Genomic DNA, 19516 nt, shown 5'->3' with positions numbered 1-19516 from the left:
GGGATTTACGGCTTATAAATGAGGGTATTCACATCATTCAGGACGGGTCCGCCATGTCTCAGCAAACCCCTGTGCAATTCTGGAAGGGCCCCACGGTGGAGCAGATCGCCAAGGTCGCCCGGGTCGGCGTCGCCACCGTGGACCGCGTGCTCAACCACCGTGCCGGGGTGCGCGAACAGACGCGGCTCAAAGTGCTGGCGGCGCTGGACAAGCTCAGGCAAGACCTGGCCAACGGCACGGCCACCCTGCATATCAAGCTGTTCTGTGACTCGGGGGAAACCTTCAACACGACGCTGGCCGAGGCACAGGAGACGGTGAACAGCTCAACCCCCGGCGTGGTCGTTGACGGTCACTACGTGACCAGCGACAGCGTCGACCCAGCGGCATTCGCCGATCGTGTGCAGGCCGATGGCGCCACCGCCGACGGGGTGATTGTGGTGTGCCGTGAACACCCGGCGATCAACCGTGCCGTGCGCGCCTTGTGTCGCCGGGCAATCCCCGTGGTCTGCCTCACCACCGACTTGCCCAACTCCGGGCGCAGCGCCTACGTGGGCAACGACCAGTACGCCGCTGGCAGCGTCGCCGGGTTGCTGATCGGCAACGCGCTGGCGCGGCAGAAGGCGAAGATCCTGCTGGTCACCAGCATGGCGTTCCGTTGCCAGCAGGAGCGTGAGATGGGCTTTCGGCGGGTACTGCGCGCGGAGTTCCCGCACCTGAAAATCGATGAGCGGATGGTGTCTGACGACCGCCCGCAGACCACTGCCGAACAGCTGATGCGCTACTTCTCCAAACACGACTACCCGGCGGCGATCTACAACGTCGCCGGGGCCAACCGTGGCGTGGTGCAGGCCATCGGCACCATCCCCGGCGAACAGCGGCCGGTGTTTGTCGGGCACGAGTTGACCGGGCATACCCGAGCGATGCTCGAAACCGGGGTGATGGACTATGTGCTGTCCCACGACTTTGTCGGCGAGGTGGCGGCGGCGGTGCGCTGGATTCGCGGGGCCCGAGAGGGCGCGCGGGCCGCACCGGCGTTTACCCGGGTGTTGGTGCATACGCGCTACAACTGTGATTGACGATAAAGACGTAAAAGTCCAGTATGGAATTATAAGTACAAAATAAAGGTTGCAGCGTTTTCTTCTCTCTTGCCAAACCAACAACAACCCGCGAGAACCTCATCATGAAGAAACTCCCCCTCATCACCGCCCTGGCCTTGGGCCTGCTCGCGTCCAGCCACCTGCTGGCAGCCGAGAAAACCCTGCGTATCGGCATCGAAGCGGCTTACCCGCCCTTTGCGTCCAAGACTGAAAAAGGCGAGATCGTTGGCTTCGACTACGACATCGGCAATGCCCTGTGCGCGCAGATGAAGGTCAAGTGCGTGTGGGTCGAAGGTGAGTTCGATGGCCTGATTCCTTCCCTCAAGGTGAAGAAAATCGACCTGGCCCTGTCGTCCATGACCATCAACGAAGACCGCAAGAAGTCGGTGGATTTCACCCACAAGTACTACTTCACGTCCTCGCGCCTGGTGATGAAGGACGGCGCCGTGGTGGATGACCAATACGCCAGCCTCAAGGGCAAGACAGTCGGCGTGCAGCGCGCCACCACCACCGACCGTTATGCCACCGAGGTGTTTGAACCCAAGGGCATCAGCGTCAAGCGCTACAGCAACAACGAAGAAATCTACATGGACCTGGCGGCCGGGCGCCTGGATGCGATCTTTGCCGACACCATTCCGCTGAATGACTTCCTGCAGATGCCACGGGGCAAGGGCTACGCGTTTGTCGGACCGGAGCTGAAGGACCCGAAATACGTGGGTGAGGGTGCCGGGATCGCGGTGCGTAAGGGCAATGGTGAGTTGGTCAGTGAGTTGAACAAGGCGATTGATGGGATTCGGGCGAGTGGTGAGTACCAGAAGATTTCGGAGCAGTATTTTAAGTCTGATATTTACGGGGATTGAGGGGGCTCATCGGTATCAAGGCAGCCTAGGTCCTTGTGGGAGCTGGCTTGCCTGCGATGGCGGTCTGTCGGTGTACATATCCGTTATTTAGGTAACGGCCACTTATGGTTTCGCTCTTACAGCGACTCACTTTGGAAAAGCCCCAAAGTAAGCAAAAGGCCTTCGCCCCAACACTCGGCACCTCGCCTAGGCTCGGTGTGCCCGAACGCAGGCTTGAATCCGTGGGCCGCCGCAATGGGCCATCCATGGCCCAGTGCGGCTAACCCGGCGTCCTGCCGGGTTGCCCACGGATTCAAGCCTGCGTTCGGCCAGCGTGTTTGACGGGGCGACCCCAGATCAAAAGCCAGAGCGCGGCGGCCTTAGAGCCGACCGGTATTTTTCATGGTGTTCACTCTTCAACTGTGGGAACCGGCAACTGTGGGAGCTGGCTTGCCTGCGATGCAGACAACTCGGTACATCAGGCACACCCAGTTGATGCCATCGCAGGCAAGCCAGCTCCCACAGGGGAACGCGTCAGCTCCAGAGACCCGGTCGGCTACTAGGCCGCCGCGCTTTGCTTTTGATTTTGATCTTAGGCGCCCCGTTAAACACGCTGGCCGGAATTCGGCATGGATTTGGGGGGTAAACCGGCAGGGATGCCGGTTTAGCCGCCCCGCGCCATGGATGGCGCGTGGCGGCGGCCCCCCAAATCCATGTCGGATTACGGGCATGCCGAGCCTAGGCGAGGCACCGAGTGTTGGGGCGAAGGCCTTTTGCTTACTTTGGGGCTTTTCCAAAGTGAGCCGCCGTAAGGGCGGAACCAATAGTCGCTGTTACCCAAATAACGGATATGTACACCGACAAGCCGCCATCGCAGACAGCTCCCACAAGGAGTAGCTGTGTGCTCAAAGGCCCTTCAGCTCCTTGAGATGCTTGTAGACCGTCGCCCGCCCCATCCCCAGCACATTGGCCACATAGTTCGAAGCACTCTTGCCCTTGAACGCACCCTCGGCATGCAACGCCAACACCAGCTCGCGTTTGTGATCCCGAGTCAGCAAGTTCAAGCTCAACTGCCGCTCCCGCATCCACGCATGCAAGAACGTGTTGATCCGCTCCTGCCAATCATCGCGAAACAACGAGTCCGGCTGCGGGATCAATTTGCTCGGCGAGAGGAACAGGTCCAACGCCGCCTTGGCGTTTTCAAACAGCGAAATATTCAGGTTGATGCACAGCACCGCCAAGCGCCGACCCTTGTGGTCGTGCAGCACAGTGCTCAGGCTGCGAATCTTCTGACCATCCCAGTTGAGCTTTTCATACGGGCCGATATTCACCTCGCTCACGTCTTCGGTGAGCATGTCCTCCAACGCCGAGTCGTCGCCAATCGCCCGTTTCGACAGGTTGTTGGCGATGTAGTCGACTTTTTGCGAGCGCAAATCGTGCAGCACGGCTTCGGCGTGGGGAAAGAACAGCGTGGCGATGGCGTCGGCCATCGCGCGGAAGTTCTGCATGATCTGTTCTTGTTCGGCGCTGTTCATCAATGGGGCTCCAGGCGGGCGGGGGAGAGCATACCAGCGTCGAGGCCGAACCGCGCCAGTGGCTCCGGCAAAGGCGCGCCGCGTACCAGTGCCGCACTGGCCTGGCCCATGGCCGGCGACGTCTGGATGCCGTAGCCGCCTTGCGCGGCAACCCAGAACAGCCCGGGCACCAGGGAGTCGAAGCCGGACAGCAAATCACCATCCGGGACAAAACTGCGCAGGCCGGCCCAGGTGCGGGTCGGGCGGCGGATGGTCAGGGTGGTGGCTTCTTCGATCTGGTAGATGCCCATGGCGATGTCCAGTTCTTCGGGCTGGATATCCTGGGGCTCCACCGGGTCGGCGTTGGCCGGCGAGCCGAGGAACATGCCGGCGTCGGGCTTCATGTAGAAGGATTCGTCCAGCGCCACCAGCATCGGCCAATGGTGAGTGTCGACGCCTTCGGGGCCGGCAAAGATAAACGCCGAGCGGCGCTTGGGTTGCAGGCCGATGGGCGCAGCGCCAGCCATTGCGCCGATGTGGTCGGCCCAGGCGCCAGCGGCGTTGATGAGGGTGGGGGCGGTGTAGGTTTTTTCGCCCGCCTGGACCTGCCAAACGCCAGCGGCATCACGGCTTAAACCCTGCACGGCGTGATCGGTCAGCACCTCGCCACCGTTGCGGCGGATGCCACGCAGGTAGCCTTGGTGCAGCGCGTCGGTGTCGATATCGCTGGCGGTCGGGTCGTACAGCGCGCCGTGGACTTTTTCGCGGCGCAGGATCGGCAGTTTCGCGCAGGCTTGGTCGGCGCTGAGCAGTTCAACCTGCGACACGGTGGCCTTGGCGCTCAGGTATTGCGCGTTCAACTCGGCGGCATCGCCGGTAAAGTCCACGGTCATTTCGCCCCGTGGCGTGAGCAATGGATGCTCGCAGAAACCGGCGGGCGGGTGGTCGAAAAACTCGCGGCTGGCCAGGGTCAGCGCGCGAACTTGCGGGGTGCCATAGGCTGCGGTGTAGAGCGCTGCCGAACGCCCGGTGGAGTGATAGCCCGGGTGGCTTTCGCGCTCCAGCACCAACACCTTGCCGTGCTGCGACAACCAGAAGCCGGTGGACGCGCCAGCAATGCCGCCGCCGATGATGATGAAGTCTGCGTGGCTCATAGGTGTCTCCAGAGGGCATTGGCCAGGGCGATATCTTCCAGGCCCAGGCCGATGGAGCGGAAGAAGACATGACGCTCGTAGGACGGGCGTTGTACGTGTTCGCTGAGCAGTTCGGGCAGGTCGCCGACAATGTGGCGTTTGTCCCAGCCGTGTTGTTCCGTGGCGATCAACATCTCGCCCGCCGAGCCTGGGGTGGTCTGGCGATAGTCGCAGAAGACCTGCATGGCGTTGAGTGACTGCGGCGGCACTTCATGGGCGCGCGGGGCGTTGGTGCTGATGGAGGTGATCAGTGCAGGCTTGCTCAAGCGGGCAGGATCGATCACCGGGCCAGCCGATGAGGTGCACAGCAGGATCACGTCGGCGTCATCCACCGCCGCATCGCACGTAGGCGCAACTGTCAGCCGTGGGTCGAGGCTTTTGAGGTGGGCGATGGCATCCGCCGAAGCGCCGCCCAGGCTGGGCGAAAACAGGCTGATGCTCTGCCAGTCCCTGAGGTCTTTCACGTAATGCAGATGGGCCTGCGCAACCTTGCCACTGCCGATGATCGCCAGGCGCCGCGCGGACAAAGGCGCCAACGCCTCCACCGCCAACGCCGTCGTCGCGGCAGTGCGTGCGGTGGTCAACTCGGCGGCATCGCACAACAGCAGCGGCTGGCCGGTGTGCATCGACATCAACAGCGTCCAGGCCGTCACCAGTGGTCCTTGCTCACGCACGATATACGGCGAGGTCTTCACCCCATAAACACCGTCTTCGGCCAGCACGCCCAGGTAGTTGATAAAGTCGCCGGCACCCTGTGGGAATTCCACCAGTTGCTGTGCCGGCTGCACCGCCTGCCCGGCGGCGAGGTCGCGGAACAGCTTGCGCAGGATGTCGGGCACATCGACTTGGGCGAGTAGTTCGCGGGCCTGGGTTTGGTTGATCACTTGAGGCGTGCTGGGCATGGGAATCTCCGTGATTGAACTTATTTGTCCATTATGGACTTTTAGTCCTGATGGGCAAGAGGCAAACCTCATCCCACGAAGCGAAATCCACCCGCCAGTTTTTCCTTCAGATAACCCACCAACACACTCACCGACTTCGGCACATGGGGCGAATAAGGGCGGATCAGGTAGATCTCATCAGCAAACGCGCCCTTGAGCGTCCAGTCCTTGAGCACCTGCACCAACTTGCCGCTGGCCAGCGCGGCATGGGCGCTGAAGTCCGGGAGCAGGGCGATGCCCAGGTGGTTGAGGGCGGAGTCGCGCAGGGCTTCGCTGTTATTAGTGGCGAAACTGCCGGAGATGGGCACGGTGAGGCGCTCGACGTTTTTGCTGCCGCGTTCGAAGGTCCAGGCGGGCTGGTCGGTGCCGCGTGGGTAGAACAGGCAGTTGTGCGCGGACAAATCGCCGGGCTCACGGGGTTCACCGTGGCGTTGCAGGTAATCCTGGGTCGCGACCAGCACTGAGCCGGTATCGCATAACTTCCAGGCCACGTGGGTTTCCGGCACCTGGAAGCCGTGACGCACGGCGAGGTCGTAGCCTTCGGCCGCCAGCGAACTCAAGGCATCCGACACATCCAGCTGGATGCGCACCTGTGGGTACAACTGCAAAAATTCCGACAGATGCGGCACCAGTTGCTGGCGGGCGAACGCCACCGGCGCTGTCAGCCGTACCAGCCCGCGAATCTCGCCGACCGAGTCGCGTACCGATGAAAAGCTGCGGGCGATTTGCGCATAGGCGCTGCGCACTTCGCGGGTCAGCGACAGCCCTGCGTCGGTCAAGCGTACGCTGCGTGTCGTGCGGGTGACGAGGCTTGTGCCGGTGGCCTTTTCCAGGTCGGAAATACGCTGGCTCACGGCCGACTTGCTCACCCCCAAACGCGCGGCGGCGGCGGTGTAGGTGCCTTGCTCTTCCAGCACCGACAGCCAGTGGATATGGGTCCAGAGCCCTTCGATCTCAGCCTTTTCCATGATTGGATTGTTCGCATAGGTGGACAATAAGTTCAGGATTCTGCTCTGGTTTGGAACAAAGCGAAAGCCTATCGTGTGTCCAACGCTTATCCACCTGGGATCGACTGCCATGACAACTACAATCGAGCACTACATCAACGACCAGCGCGTGTCCCGCGATGACCGTTATCAGGACGTCTTCAACCCGGCCACCGGTGAAAAGACCGGCCGCGTCGCCCTGGCCAGCCGCCAGACCGTGGCCGAAGCCGTCGCCGCTGCCCAGGCTGCCTTCGAGGGTTGGGCCGACACCCCGCCGATCCGCCGCGCGCGGGTGTTGTTCGAATACCTGCACCTGCTGCGTGAACGCAAAGACGACCTCGCGCGCATCATCGTTGCCGAGCATGGCAAGGTGTTCACCGATGCCCAGGGCGAAGTGGACCGTGGCATCGACATCCTCGAATTCGCCTGCGGCATTCCCAACCTGCTTAAAGGTGAGTACTCCGACCAGGTTTCCCGTGGCATGGACAACTGGACCATGCGCCAGCCGCTGGGCGTTGTCGCGGGCGTGACGCCGTTCAACTTCCCGGTGATGGTGCCGATGTGGATGTACCCGATCGCCATCGCGGCGGGCAACACCTTCATTCTCAAGCCAAGCCCGACCGATCCAAGTGCCTCGTTGTTCATGGCCGAACTGCTGCGCGAGGCCGGCCTGCCCAAAGGCGTGTTCAACGTGGTGCAGGGTGACAAGGAGTCGGTGGATGCGCTGATAGAACACCCGGACGTCAAGGCCGTGAGCTTTGTCGGCTCCACGCCGATTGCCCAATACATCTACGAAACCGGCGCCCGCCACGGCAAGCGCGTGCAAGGCCTGGGCGGCGCAAAAAACCACATGGTGGTGATGCCCGACGCCGATATCGACAAAACCGTCGATGCGCTGATGGGCGCGGCTTACGGCAGTGCCGGCGAGCGCTGCATGGCCATTTCGGTAGCGGTGCTGGTGGGGGATGTGGGTGACAAAGTCATCGCCGCCCTGACCGAGCGTGCCAAGCAATTGCGCATCACCGATGGCCGCGATTTGAAAGCCGAGATGGGCCCGATTGTGTCCCGCGCGGCCCTCGAGCGCATCAGCGGCTATATCGAACAAGGCGTGCAGGCCGGCGCCCAACTGCTGCTGGATGGCCGTGACTACGTGCCGACCGAAGCCGGCCTGGAAAATGGCTTCTGGCTGGGCGCGACGTTGTTCGACCACGTGACCCAGGAAATGAGCATCTACCGCGAAGAAATCTTCGGCCCGGTGCTGGCCTGCGTGCGCGTCAGCGACTTCGGCGAAGCGGTGAAACTGGTCAACGACCACGAGTTCGGCAACGGCGTCAGCTGCTTCACCCGCGACGGCAACATCGCCCGCGAGTTTGCGCGGCGTATCCAGGTGGGCATGGTCGGTATCAACGTGCCGATTCCGGTGCCGATGGCGTGGCACGGTTTTGGTGGCTGGAAGAAAAGCCTGTTTGGCGACATGCATGCCTACGGCACTGAGGGTGTGCGGTTCTACACCAAGCAGAAGTCGATCATGCAGCGCTGGTCGGAGAGCATCGAGCAAGGCGCTGAATTTGCCATGCCGGTCTCCAAATAACCCCAGCCTGTACGCGGTTCAACATGTGGGAGCGGGCTTGCCCGCGATAGCGGAGTGTCAGTCAACCTTTTTGGTTCTGATACACCGCTATCGCGGGCAAGCCCGCTCCCACATTTTTCAATCCGTCTGCAGCAGATGCCCCATCGCCAGGAGCGGGGCGCTTGCCCTACCTGAAGGAACTTGGCACGCTCACCCAGCGAGCGAACACAGTCAAATCAATCAATAGGGAAATGCCACGTTGAGCTGGGTAAAATTCGGAGTATTGCTGGCCTTGCCGGGGGCACTGCTGTCAGTCCTGAGCATTTATATGGTGCTAAAGGACGACAACAAACTCGAAGCCGATCTTTCCTATCAATACGACAGTGCGCCACGTCTATTCACCGAGCGCTTGGATACGGTCAAGGAACACCTCGATTACACGAGCCTGTATGACGACATCAAGCAAGCCGGCAACGGTGCCCTCAGCCACGAACAGATCAACAAGATCGTTGACCTGAGCCAGGCTCCCTATCAGGCCTTGTTCGCCGCTCCGTTCGAAAGAGGACCTGACCACTACCCCGTCAGGCTGCTGATTACCCTCAGGAACACCGGCAGCAAGGTGATCAAGGAAGTGCACATCAAACTGCCTGAGAAAGGCGTGGTTCAGATCCGCGACGAATCACGTATCGATACCCTCAAACCGGATTTGCTGAGCAGCGTGGAGATTCCGTCGATTGTGCAAAACGGCGTCTATAGGGTCTGGGTTTATTTTCAGGGTGATCTGGAAACGCTCATGGAGAAAGACGTGCACATCGGCTACAGCGATGGCGTGGCACAGGTTCGGGTGTCTGAGGAGGTCATTGGCCTCGACGCGTATATGGCCCGATACGGCGTTTTCTGGTTGTCTATCCTGACGCTGGTTTACGCGTTGCTGGTCGCCCTCTACATGCTGATTTCGACTTATAAAGAAGATGAAACCAGCCCTGCGGCACGATAAATGACTGTCCCCGTCCACTGGAGAATGCGTTGAAAGCAATCATGGGTATCGCCTTGTTGGGCACGTTGCTAGCGGGCTGTGCGCCGTCTTACTCGGTATGGACGAGCGGCATGAACGCGTTCGTCGGCACGCGCTTCGACGCCCACCTCTATGACGACTGCAGCCGCGGCTGTGGCGATTCCTATTGGTCACCGGTCAACAAGAACAAGGTCTATGACCAGGTTGTGAAAGAGGGCGACAGCCAGCGCTACTTCGTGACCTGGATCCGCGACTGTCGATACTCCGTGCTCGTCTCGGGTGAGGGTGTTATCCAGTCGTGGCGCTATGAGAATGAAGACCGTAGCAGCTGTTACGTTTTTTGATCGCTCCCCAAATAACCAAAGCCTGTACGCGGTCAGAATGTGGGAGCGGGCTTGCTCGCGAATGCGGTGTGTCAGTGAGCAGATTTATTGGCTGACCCACCGCATTCGCGAGCAAGCCCGCTCCCACATGGGTTCTATGGTGTTCAGGCGAAGGGTGTGCACCGATTCAGCGCCGCCCGGTGCGCGTACTCACATCCACCCACACCGCCAACACCAGAATGCTGCCCTTGACGATCATCTGCCAGTAGCTGTCCACATCCAGCATCGACATGCCGTTATCCAGGCTGGTAATCACCAACGCCCCGAGCAGCGCGCCATACACCGTACCCGAGCCGCCGCGCATCGAGGTGCCGCCGATGAAGCACGCGGCGATGGCATCCAGTTCGCCCATGTTCCCCGCAGACGGCGAACCCGCCGCCAGGCGTGCGGTGTTGACCAGCCCAGCCAGTGCACACATCACCCCCATGATGCCGAAGATCCACAACTTCACCGCCTGCACGTTGATGCCCGACAGCCGCGTGGCTTCCATATTGCTGCCCACCGCGTACACGCGGCGGCCAAACACGGTCTGGCTGGTGACGTAGCTGAATACGCCGAGCAGCACCAGCAACAACAGCACCGGCACGGGAATGCCGTCGTAGCTGTTGAGGGTGGTGACGAACCCGGCGAGCACGGCGCCAATCACCGCGACGCGCAGCAGATCGCGCGCCAGCGAATGCGCTGCCAGACCGTGCAATGCGCGATTGCGTCGTTGTTTCCAGGTCAAAAAGAGCGTCAGCGCAAACAACAAGACGCCCAGCCCAATGCCCACCGAATGTGGCAAATAACCCTGGCCCACATACACCAGCGACGGCGACACCGGCGCAATGGTCGTGCCCCCGGTAATCCCCAGCAAAATCCCGCGAAACGCCAGCATCCCGCCCAAACCGACGATAAACGATGGAATGCGCAGATAGGCCGTCATGTACCCATTGGCCAAGCCAATCATCAGCCCGCACAGCGCCACCAGGCTCAGGTTGGCCAACAACGGCACGTGATACACCACATCCAGGATCGCCGCCAACCCACCCAGCAAACCCAGCAGCGAGCCCACCGACAAGTCGATCTCGCCGCTGATAATCACCAACACCATGCCGCACGCCAGAATCCCGGTGATCGACATCTGCCGCAGCAGGTTGGACAGGTTGCGCGGCGTGAGGAACCCACCCTCGGTCTGCCAACTGAAAAACACCCAGATCACCGCCACGGCAATCACCAGGGCGAGCATTTTGTAGCGGCTGAACAGTTGTTTGACCTGATTCATCTACGCGGTCTTCCGATCTTTATTATTGTTGTGGCTGAGCGCAGCGGCGAGCACCTGTTCCTGGGTGAGCCCGGCGTTGATGAAGTCGCCGCGCAGCTGGCCTTCGCCGATCACCAGCACACGGTCCGACACCCCCAGCACCTCGGCCAGTTCCGACGAGACCATGATGATCGCCACCCCAGCGGCCGCCAGCGCGCCCATCAGTTTGTAGATCTCATACTTGGCGCCCACGTCCACGCCGCGCGTAGGTTCGTCGAGGATAAGCACCCGCGGCTTGGCCATCAGCATTTTCGCCAGCACGGCCTTTTGCTGGTTGCCACCGGACAGGCTGGTGATCGGCAAGAACGGGCTGGAGGTCTTCAGGTGCATGCGCGCGATCTGCTGGTCGATGCTGCCCAGTTCGGCTTCGGCGTCGATGCGCGTCAGGTGGGCGTAGGTGTCGAGCACCGCCAGGGTGATGTTCTGGCCCACACCGAGGTCGGGAATGATGCCTTGGCGCTTGCGGTCTTCGGGCACCATGCACAGCCCGGCGCGGATCGCCTTGAGCGGCGTGCGCGTGTCGATCACCGCGCCGTCCAGCCAGACCTCAGCGCTGTAGCGCCCGGGGTAGGCGCCGAACAACGCCGACACCAGTTCCGTGCGCCCGGCGCCCACCAGCCCGGCGATGCCGAGGATTTCACCGCGCTTGAGCGCAAAGGAAATATCGTCGACACGTTTGCGCTTGGGGTTGTCCACGTCATAACAGGTGACGTTGCGCGCCTCGAAAATCACCTCGCCGATGGCGTGCGGCTCGGTGGGGTAGAGGTTGCTCATCTCGCGGCCGACCATTTGCGTGATGATCTGCGCAATGTCCATGTCGGCCATGGCCGTGGTTGCGATGTGCTTGCCGTCGCGGATCACCGCGATGGTGTCGCACACCGCCGCTACTTCATCGAGTTTGTGGGAGATGTACACGCAGGCCACGCCCTTGGCCTTGAGGCTGCGGATGATGTCCAGCAGCACTTCGATTTCCGAGCGGGTCAGGGCCGAGGAGGGTTCGTCGAGGATCAACAGGCGCGCGTGTTTGTTGAGGGCCTTGGCGATTTCCACCAGTTGCTGGTAACCGCCGCCGTACTGCGACACTGGCAGCGCGACGTTGATGTCCGGCACCTTGAGCTCGCGCATCAAGGCTTCGGCGCGGTGGAACATTGCCGGGTAGTTCATGCGCCCACCCGGCAAGGTCAGCTCGTGGCCCATGAAGATGTTTTCCGCCACCGACAGGTCGGGCACCAGGGTCAGTTCCTGGTGGATGATCACAATGCCCGCCGCCTCGGTGTCGCTGATGGACTGGGCTCTGAGCGGTTGCCCGTCCCAGAGGATTTCGCCGTCCCAGGTGCCGTGGGGATAGACCGCCGACAGCACCTTCATCAAGGTGGATTTGCCGGCGCCGTTCTCGCCGCACAGGCCGATGCATTCCCCCGGCCGCACCTTGAGGTCGATGCCGTTGAGGGCGTTGACACCGCCAAAGGTTTTGACGATGCCGTTCATTTGCAGCAGGTAGTCGGCCATGGCGCTCATTGCCCGGCGATCTGCTCTTTGGTGTAGAACCCGTCCTTTTCCAGCAGGTCGATATTGGCCTTGGTCAGTGGGGTGGGGGTGAGCAGGATGGTGTCGACTTTCTTGCTGCCGTTATCGTATTGCGAGCTGTAGGCCGGTTTCTCACTGCGCGCCAGTTGCACCGAGAGCTTGGCCGCCTCGGTGGCGATCAGCTTGAGCGGCTTGTAGACAGTCATGGTCTGGGTGCCGTCGATCACGCGCTTGATCGCGGCGAGGTCGGCGTCCTGGCCAGAGATCGGCACCTTGCCCGCCAGTTTCTGCGCGGCCAGGGCCTGGATCGCACCGCCGGCGGTGGCGTCGTTGGAGGCGACGATGGCGTCGATCTTGTTGTCGTTACGGGTCAGGGCGTTCTCGACAATGCTCAGGGCTTCGGTGGGGTTCCATTCCTTGACCCATTGCTGGCCCACCACCTTGATATCGCCCTTGTCGATGGCCGGTTGCAGCACTTTCATCTGGCCTTCGCGCAGCACCTTGGCGTTGTTGTCGGTGGGCGCGCCGCCGAGCAGGAAGTAGTTGCCCTTGGGCGCCGCTTGCAACACGCCGCTGGCCTGCATCTCGCCGACTTTTTCGTTATCGAAGGAGATATAGGCGTCGATGTCGGCGTTGAGAATCAGGCGGTCATAGGACACCACCTTGATCCCGGCCTTCTTCGCTTCGGCCACGGCGTTGGTCAATACGGTGGCGTTGAACGGCACGATGACGATCACATCGACGCCACGGGAGATGAGGTTTTCGATCTGCGAGATCTGTTTTTGCTCGTTGGCATCGGCCGATTGCACGAAGACCTTGGCGTCGAGTTTTTCGGCAGCGGCGACGAAGTAATCGCGGTCGCGGGACCAGCGTTCCAGGCGCAGGTCATCGATGGAGAAGCCGATCTTCGGGTGCGCCGGGTCGGCCATCACTGGCAGGGCGAGCAGGGCCAGGGCAGTGGCGATAAGCGTGCGTTTCATGGTTTGTGCGTCCTTTTATTGTTGTTGGAAGACTCAAAACAAACACTCTGTTACCGATAGATAAACCGATTGACGATCCCTTCTAGCATCTCCTGTCTGCCGCTGACGGCTTGGGGATTCAGCTCATGGGCAAACGCATGCAGGGCCAGCGACTCCAGGCTGAACTCACCGGCCAGCACGGCCTGGCCCAACGGCTGCTGCCAACCGGCATACCGCTGGTCCTTGAACTGCTGCAAACGATCGTTCTGCACCATCGCCGCCGCACGCTCCAGGGCCAGCGCCAGGACATCCATGGCCGCGACATGCCCATGGAACAGGTCCACTTCGTCCAGGCTCTGGCGCCGCACCTTGGAATCAAAGTTATAGCCGCCATTCTTGAACCCGCCAGCCTTGAGGATTTCATAAGTGGCCAGGGTCATCTCTTCGACACTGTTGGGGAACTGGTCGGTGTCCCAGCCGTTCTGCGGGTCGCCACGGTTGGCGTCGATACTGCCGAAGATCCCCAGGGACACCGCCGTGGCGATCTCATGGTGAAAACTATGCCCGGCCAACGTCGCATGGTTGGCCTCGATATTCACCTTGATCTCCTGCTCCAGCCCGTACTCGTGCAGGAAGCCGAACACCGTGGCGCTGTCGTAATCGTATTGGTGCTTGGTCGGCTCCTGGGGCTTGGGCTCGATCAGCAGGTCGCCCTTGAAGCCGATCTTGTGCTTGTGCTCCACCACCATGCGCATAAAGCGCCCGAGCTGTTCGCGCTCGCGCTTGAGGTCGGTGTTGAGCAGGGTTTCGTAGCCTTCGCGACCGCCCCACAGCACATAGTTGGCGCCCTTGAGCCGCAGCGTCGCGTTCATCGCGCTGTACACCTGGGCGGCGGCCACGGCGAACACTTCCGGGTCCGGGTTGCTGGCGGCGCCGGCGGCAAAACGCGGGTTGCTGAAGCAATTGGCGGTGCCCCACAGCAACTGGATGCCAGTCTGTTCCTGGTGACGTTCCAGATGATCGACCATCTGCGCAAAGTGGTTGCGGTATTCCTTCAGCGAGCTGCCTTCAGGGGCCACGTCGGTGTCGTGGAAGCTGTAGTAGTCGATGCCCAGTTTGGAGAAAAACTCAAACGCCGCCTCGGCCTTGCCGATGGCCACTTCCATCGGGTCGCCGCTGCGCTGCCACGGGCGCTTGAAGGTGCCGACGCCAAACATGTCCGCCCCCGGCCAGACAAACGTGTGCCAATAACAGGCCGCCATGCGCAGGTGTTCGCGCATGGGTTTGCCGAGGATCAGCTTGTTCGCGTCGTAGTGACGAAAGGCGAGGGGCGCGTCGCTGTTGGGGCCTTCGAAGCGGACCTTCTCGACACCGGGGAAGTACGGCATGGCGTTTTCCTTATTGTTCTTGGCGGTGTCTCGATACTAGCAACGGCGTTGGGCCTGGCGATTATGAAAATCACCAACGGGTGGTGCGATTTTGCGTGGCGGGGGCTAGTCTGTGGCGACCGGCCCCAGGATAAAAACAATGAAAACCCTACCGCCCGTGCACCGCATTGCGTTGTTGTTCAACGGCAGCAAGATCTACGACCGCGGCATCATCGCCGGCATCGGCAATTACCTGAGCAGCACCCGCGTGTCGTGGGACTTGTTCCTCGAAGAGGACTTCCTGTGCCGCCTCAAAGGCATCGAGCGCTGGCAGGGCGACGGCATCATTGCCGACTTCGATGACCCGCTGATCGGTGAGGCGCTGGCCGGGATCAAGGTGCCGGTGGTGGCGGTGGGCGGTTCCTACGCCGATGTTCGCGCCTATCCGAAGGGCATTCCCTATGTGGCCACCGATAACCATGCCTTGATGAAGCTGGCTTACGAGCACTTGATCGAAGCCGGGCTCACGCGTTTTGCCTGTTTCAGCCTGCCCGAAGCCCAGGCCAACCGCTGGGCCCAGGAACGGGAAAAAGCCTTTCGCCGTTTGCTGCAACGCGATGGTTTGCACGTGGAGGTCTATCGCGGCCTGGGCACCAGCGCGCCATTGTGGGACAGCGCCGTCGAGCAACAGATCGCCTGGCTGCAAAGCTTGCCCAAACCCATCGGCATCATCGCCGTCACCGACGCCCGCGCCCGGCAGCTCTTGCAAGCCTGCCTCACTGCCGGCATTGCGGTGCCGGAAGAGGTGGCGTTGATCGGCATCGATAACGACCCGCTGACCCGCACCCTCACGCGGGTGCCGCTGAGTTCGGTGATCCAGGGCACCGAGACCATGGGCCGCACCGCCGCCGCACTGCTGCACCAGATGCTGCACGGCAAGGCGTGCGCGGGGGAGCAGATCCTGGTGCCGCCGGATGCGATCAACGTGCAAGCCTCTAGCCTGCATCAACCCTTGGGCGATCCGTATGTGATGCAGGCGCTGCTGTTTATCCGCCAGTATGCGTGCCAGGGCATCAAGACCGCCCAGGTGGCGGCGTATGTGGGCATCTCACGCTCGTCCCTGGAGTCGCACTTTCGCCAGGTGCGCGGTTGCAGCGTGCATGACGAGATCCTGCGTTTCAAACTCGCCGCTGCGGCCAAGGGCCTGGAGAACCGTACACTGGCGATTGCCGACATCGCTTCGAACTGTGGCTTCAAGTCAGCGCAATATCTGCACACGGTGTTTCGTCGCGAGTTTGGTTGCACCCCCCGGGAGTATCGGCAGGGTTAAAAAAGCAGCCCCAGCAGGGCGGCTTTGACGGCCGCTTCGGCCTTGTTGCTGGCCTGGAGTTTGCGCATGGCGTTGACCAGATGAAACTTCACTGTGCGGATGTCGATGGTCAGGATCATGCCGATCTCGAAATAGGTCTTGCCCAGTGCCGTCCAGCGCAAGGTTTCTTTCTCGCGCACGGTCAGGGGCTGATCGATTTCAGGCAGGTACTTGTCAGAGAAAAAGCCTGTCATGGACTCGTGCGCCAACTGCGTCAGCCAGATCAACTTGTTTTCGACGCTTTCCAGCTCCAGTGCAGAAATATATTCATGGGAGCGGGACACCGAGAGTAGACCAATCGCGTTGGGCCCTCGTTGTGAAGACAGGCACCAGCCATGGTTCAGTTGGTAGTGCCGGGCTTCCTCCCAGAAGGCCAGTTGTTTGTGCTGTTGCACGGCAGACCAATGCAGGGGAATGGAGCGTGTCAGGCCATGCTCGACGGTAGGGTCTTGGGAAAAATAGTTCTCGCTGACGTATTTGGTTTCCCAGGAGGTCGGATAGTTCGACAGCAACACAAAGTGGGGTGCATTTAACGGCAACGGAATTCTTAATCCGTAAGAGCAGAACTCGAAGCCCAAGTGGGACGTTATTGTCGTTATCTTATTGAACAGTTCATGTTCGGTCGTGCAGCCCGACACTGCCTCGACTAACGTTTCGCGCCAGTCATTCATCAGGGATACCTTCCGTGCTCAACGCCCGTCATAGCAGGGCGGAGCCGAATTATACAGGCTGTTCCGGGCGGCGGATGCATAGCTTCTGGATTTAGTCCACCTGCCCATTCGGGCAGCTACTCACACAATCGACGGTTTGCTGTACTCGGCCAATTATATTGGCTGGGTGGTTGGCATGCTTACGGCAGTAACGGGGACAGGCGGTGAACTATTGCCGGGCATGGCAAGTGCCTTGGCAAAGTATCGGTATGAGGTCTTTGTCAAAACCCTGGGCTGGCCTTTGCCGTGCGAAGAGGGGCTTGAGCTGGATGCGTTTGATCGCCCGGATACCGTCTATGTACTGGCCTGTGATCGTGATCGCGAGATCTTCGGCTGCGCCCGGCTGCTGCCCACCAATGGTCCGTACCTGCTGGGCGAAGTGTTTCCGCACCTGATGGGGGAAAGCCCGCCGCCGTTCTCTGCGGATATCTGGGAGTTGTCACGGTTCGCCATCAGCCAGCCCAAGGGGCAGGTGTTGAGCGCCGAGCAATCGTGGCAGAACACGGTGAAGCTGGTTCGCGAAGTGATTGATGTGGCGCGCTCCAAGGGCGCCTTTCGCCTGATTGCGTTCAGCGCGGTGGGCAACGAGCGGCTGCTCAAGCGGATGGGCGTCACCACGCGGCGGATCTCGGCGCCGCACCTCATCGACAACCAACGCATCGTGCCTTTCTGGATCGACATCGACGACACCACCACCCGCGCCTTGTGCCTGGCGGCCTGAAGCGGGTTATCTATGATTGCGTTGGCCAGAGGTTTGTTGGTGCTGCTGTTGATCGTGTTGAGCTTTCCGTTTTTATGCCTCTACATGTTGATCAACCCCTCGAAGAATCGAAACCTGTACGTGGCCTGCCGGGTCTACGCGCTGATCAATCGCATCTGCGCGGTGCGTGTCGATGTGCACGGCTTTGACCGCGTGCCCACGACTCAGCCTTACATCTATGTGGCCAACCACCAGTGCAACCATGACGTGCTGATCGTGGCGCAAGCGCTCAACCCCGGTACGGTGATTGTCGCCAAACATTCACTCAAATGGTTGCCGCTGGTAGGGCAGTTGTATTGGCTGACCGGCAGCCTGTTCATCGATCGCAGCAGCCCAAGGGCGTCCATCGAAGGTTTGCGCAAGCTCGTCAGGCGAGTGGTGGCCGACAACACATCGCTGTGGATCTTCCCGGAAGGCACGCGCACCCACGGTGAGAAGATGCTCGCGTTCAAGAGCGGCGCCTTTCGGCTGGCCAAGGAGATGGGAGTGGGGATCGTCCCGGTGACGATCAGCCCGGCGGTAAACCATATCGCTTACAACGCGTGGCGCAGGACTGACGTCAGCATCATCGCCCATCCGCCCATCGAGGCGGATGAGGTCGCGGCGATGAACGCCAAGCAACTGGCGAACTACGCACGCGAGATTATCAACAACGCGCTGCCGGTGGTTTAGAACGTCGCCTTGACCTGCAAGCCCAGCATCAGTGCGTTGTCGATGTTGTCACCGGAGAACGCCCCCGGCTCGATGATGTATTGCACATCCGGGCGCAAGGTCAGCCAGGGTGTGGCCTGGTAGCCGTAGCTCAGTTCGATCAACTGCTCGGCGTTGTTCAGGTTGGGGTAGTCGTTGCCGGCATTGAACGCCGCCAGTTCCTGCACATCGCGGCTGCGCGGGTTGGGCACCGCACGGCCGTAACCGAGGGCGACGGTGTCGCGCGGGCGGCCGTCGAACGGTTTGTACAGCACCACGCCCGCGCCATACCACTTGGTGAAGGGCGAAGCGGCGGTGCTGGCTGCCGAGTATTGGCCGAAGGCGTGCAGCACGCGGCCGGCGGATGATTCCGACGCCCACACGGCTTGGTCGATCAGCAGGTAATGGCCGCTGCGACCGCTGACTTCCTTGCTGCTGCCGATGCGTTTGACGTCGGAGCTGTCGTAGTAATAGCCCAGCTTGTATTCACCCGGCAGGCGGCCTGCCTGTTTGTACACCAACTCGATGGGCACCACGGTGCCGGTGGTGTGCTTGGGGCTCAAATGCCAGGCGCGGCTGGAATTGCCGTTGCTTTCCGGGTCGACGTTGAACGCCGCCACGCGCAGCTGCCAGCTCGGCGAGAAGTCGTATTTGACCCGCGCACCGAGGCGCGCATTCGGGTAGTTGGTCCAGCCGCTGCCACCGGACATGTTCAGCGGGTGTCCGCAGAAACCGGCGTTCATGAAGTTGCACAGAATGCCGCTGTCGAGGCCGCCAAGGTCGTTGCCCATGGCCATGTAGCCCAGCTTGACGTTCAGCGCCGGGGTGAACAGGGTGCGCTCGTAGCTCAGCTCGGTGAGGCGGGTGTAGAGGCCGCCGTAGTTTTCCTGGGTCGGCAGGCGGTTGCCCACAAGGTCTTCGGAGGCGCTGTTGCCGCGACGGTCGTTGATGGTGAGCTGGATGCGGTCGCCATTGTTGAAACCGTACAACTTGCCCAGGTCGAACTGCACGCCAAGCTTGAGGTTTTGCGAGTAGCGCGCCGAGCGGTGTTGGCCGCCGTGGGCGTTGTAGGCGGTCTCGCCGCTGTAATCGCCGGTGAAGCGGATACCGGTGTCTTCCAGTTCGCGGCGCAGGCCGCCCCAGTCACCGGTCAGGGTGCTGTCATCGGCTTGCACGGGCAGGGCGGCGCTCAGGGCAACGCCCAGCAACAGGCGCCCGAAGGGGATGTGAGAAGTGGGGGTCATGCGGATCTTCCAAAACAAACAGCGCGGTGCGGGGGGCACCGCGCTTGAT

At 61.2% G+C, this 19516-nt stretch carries 18 protein-coding genes; 8 read left to right on the top strand and 10 right to left on the bottom strand.

Translation table 11 applies throughout. The features are described from left to right. The first annotated feature begins 53 nt into the window (after window positions 1-53). Complete coding sequence (locus tag ACU688_RS20430) at window positions 54-1076, top strand: LacI family DNA-binding transcriptional regulator (RefSeq protein WP_448186155.1); 1023 nt, start codon at window positions 54-56, stop codon at window positions 1074-1076. 104 nt (window positions 1077-1180) lie between these two features. Continuing rightward, window positions 1181-1957: an ABC transporter substrate-binding protein gene (locus tag ACU688_RS20425; RefSeq protein ID WP_448186154.1), complete on the top strand. Its 777-nt coding sequence runs from the start codon at window positions 1181-1183 to the stop codon at window positions 1955-1957. An 884-nt stretch (window positions 1958-2841) separates the two neighbouring features. Here ACU688_RS20425 and ACU688_RS20420 read toward each other — a convergent pair. The 4 genes from ACU688_RS20420 to ACU688_RS20405 all read right to left on the bottom strand — a co-directional run bounded on the left by ACU688_RS20420 (window position 2842) and on the right by ACU688_RS20405 (window position 6552). After that, window positions 2842-3471, bottom strand: coding sequence for a helix-turn-helix transcriptional regulator (locus ACU688_RS20420; protein ID WP_448186153.1), 630 nt, complete (start codon window positions 3469-3471; stop codon window positions 2842-2844). Further along, window positions 3471-4604, bottom strand: coding sequence for an NAD(P)/FAD-dependent oxidoreductase (locus ACU688_RS20415; protein WP_448186152.1), 1134 nt, complete (start codon window positions 4602-4604; stop codon window positions 3471-3473). The genes ACU688_RS20420 and ACU688_RS20415 overlap by 1 nt, the downstream gene beginning before the upstream one ends. After that, the gene (locus ACU688_RS20410) at window positions 4601-5545 is read right to left on the bottom strand and encodes an ornithine cyclodeaminase family protein (protein WP_448186151.1); all 945 of its coding nucleotides are present in this window, start codon (window positions 5543-5545) and stop codon (window positions 4601-4603) included. Before ACU688_RS20410 ends, ACU688_RS20415 begins: the two co-directional genes overlap by 4 nt. Window positions 5546-5613: 68 nt before the next feature. Then, entirely contained in the window at window positions 5614-6552 is a 939-nt protein-coding gene (locus tag ACU688_RS20405) for a LysR family transcriptional regulator (protein ID WP_448186150.1), read from the bottom strand. A gap of 109 nt (window positions 6553-6661) precedes the next feature. Between ACU688_RS20405 and ACU688_RS20400 the strand changes: the two genes are divergently transcribed. The 3 genes from ACU688_RS20400 to ACU688_RS20390 all read left to right on the top strand — a co-directional run bounded on the left by ACU688_RS20400 (window position 6662) and on the right by ACU688_RS20390 (window position 9499). After that, entirely contained in the window at window positions 6662-8161 is a 1500-nt protein-coding gene (locus tag ACU688_RS20400; RefSeq protein WP_448186149.1) for a CoA-acylating methylmalonate-semialdehyde dehydrogenase, read from the top strand. Between the two features lie 238 nt (window positions 8162-8399). After that, window positions 8400-9137 (top strand): hypothetical protein, encoded by a 738-nt coding sequence (locus ACU688_RS20395; protein WP_448186148.1) that lies wholly within the window; start codon window positions 8400-8402, stop codon window positions 9135-9137. Between the two features lie 110 nt (window positions 9138-9247). Then, on the top strand, window positions 9248-9499 hold the full coding sequence (locus tag ACU688_RS20390; protein ID WP_448186147.1) for a hypothetical protein: 252 nt from the start codon (window positions 9248-9250) through the stop codon (window positions 9497-9499). Between the two features lie 166 nt (window positions 9500-9665). On the opposite strand, the gene ACU688_RS20385 is transcribed toward ACU688_RS20390, so the two are convergent. From ACU688_RS20385 to xylA, 4 genes are read right to left on the bottom strand one after another with little or no spacing between them, the layout of a single operon-like run. Beyond that, window positions 9666-10802, bottom strand: coding sequence for a sugar ABC transporter permease (locus ACU688_RS20385; RefSeq protein ID WP_124528737.1), 1137 nt, complete (start codon window positions 10800-10802; stop codon window positions 9666-9668). Then, window positions 10803-12359 (bottom strand): D-xylose ABC transporter ATP-binding protein, encoded by a 1557-nt coding sequence (xylG, locus tag ACU688_RS20380; protein ID WP_448186146.1) that lies wholly within the window; start codon window positions 12357-12359, stop codon window positions 10803-10805. Beyond that, complete coding sequence (gene xylF / locus ACU688_RS20375; RefSeq protein ID WP_017739483.1) at window positions 12356-13348, bottom strand: D-xylose ABC transporter substrate-binding protein; 993 nt, start codon at window positions 13346-13348, stop codon at window positions 12356-12358. The genes xylG and xylF overlap by 4 nt, the downstream gene beginning before the upstream one ends. Window positions 13349-13398: 50 nt before the next feature. Then, window positions 13399-14715 carry a xylose isomerase gene (gene xylA, locus ACU688_RS20370; RefSeq protein ID WP_207044563.1) on the bottom strand — a complete coding sequence of 439 codons (1317 nt, stop codon included), beginning with the start codon at window positions 14713-14715 and terminating at the stop codon, window positions 13399-13401. Between the two features lie 139 nt (window positions 14716-14854). On the opposite strand from xylA, the gene ACU688_RS20365 reads away from it, so the two are divergent. Beyond that, window positions 14855-16024 carry a XylR family transcriptional regulator gene (locus ACU688_RS20365; protein ID WP_448186145.1) on the top strand — a complete coding sequence of 390 codons (1170 nt, stop codon included), beginning with the start codon at window positions 14855-14857 and terminating at the stop codon, window positions 16022-16024. On the opposite strand, the gene ACU688_RS20360 is transcribed toward ACU688_RS20365, so the two are convergent. Continuing rightward, window positions 16021-16734: an autoinducer binding domain-containing protein gene (locus ACU688_RS20360; RefSeq protein ID WP_448186144.1), complete on the bottom strand. Its 714-nt coding sequence runs from the start codon at window positions 16732-16734 to the stop codon at window positions 16021-16023. The two genes, ACU688_RS20365 and ACU688_RS20360, sit on opposite strands and share 4 nt — an antisense overlap. 175 nt (window positions 16735-16909) lie before the next feature. On the opposite strand from ACU688_RS20360, the gene ACU688_RS20355 reads away from it, so the two are divergent. Then, window positions 16910-17494 carry an acyl-homoserine-lactone synthase gene (locus ACU688_RS20355; RefSeq protein WP_124528725.1) on the top strand — a complete coding sequence of 195 codons (585 nt, stop codon included), beginning with the start codon at window positions 16910-16912 and terminating at the stop codon, window positions 17492-17494. Window positions 17495-17506: 12 nt separating this feature from the next. Further along, a complete protein-coding gene (locus tag ACU688_RS20350; RefSeq protein WP_448186143.1) occupies window positions 17507-18205 on the top strand; it encodes a lysophospholipid acyltransferase family protein in 699 nt (232 codons plus the stop codon). On the opposite strand, the gene ACU688_RS20345 is transcribed toward ACU688_RS20350, so the two are convergent. Beyond that, a complete protein-coding gene (locus ACU688_RS20345) occupies window positions 18202-19467 on the bottom strand; it encodes a carbohydrate porin (RefSeq protein WP_448186142.1) in 1266 nt (421 codons plus the stop codon). The two genes, ACU688_RS20350 and ACU688_RS20345, sit on opposite strands and share 4 nt — an antisense overlap. Window positions 19468-19516 lie beyond the last annotated feature (49 nt).

Source organism: Pseudomonas acericola (SeqCode) (assembly GCF_053456465.1).
The sequence above is the reverse complement of the archived record's forward strand: the minus strand, read 5'-3'. Positions and strand labels throughout refer to the sequence as shown.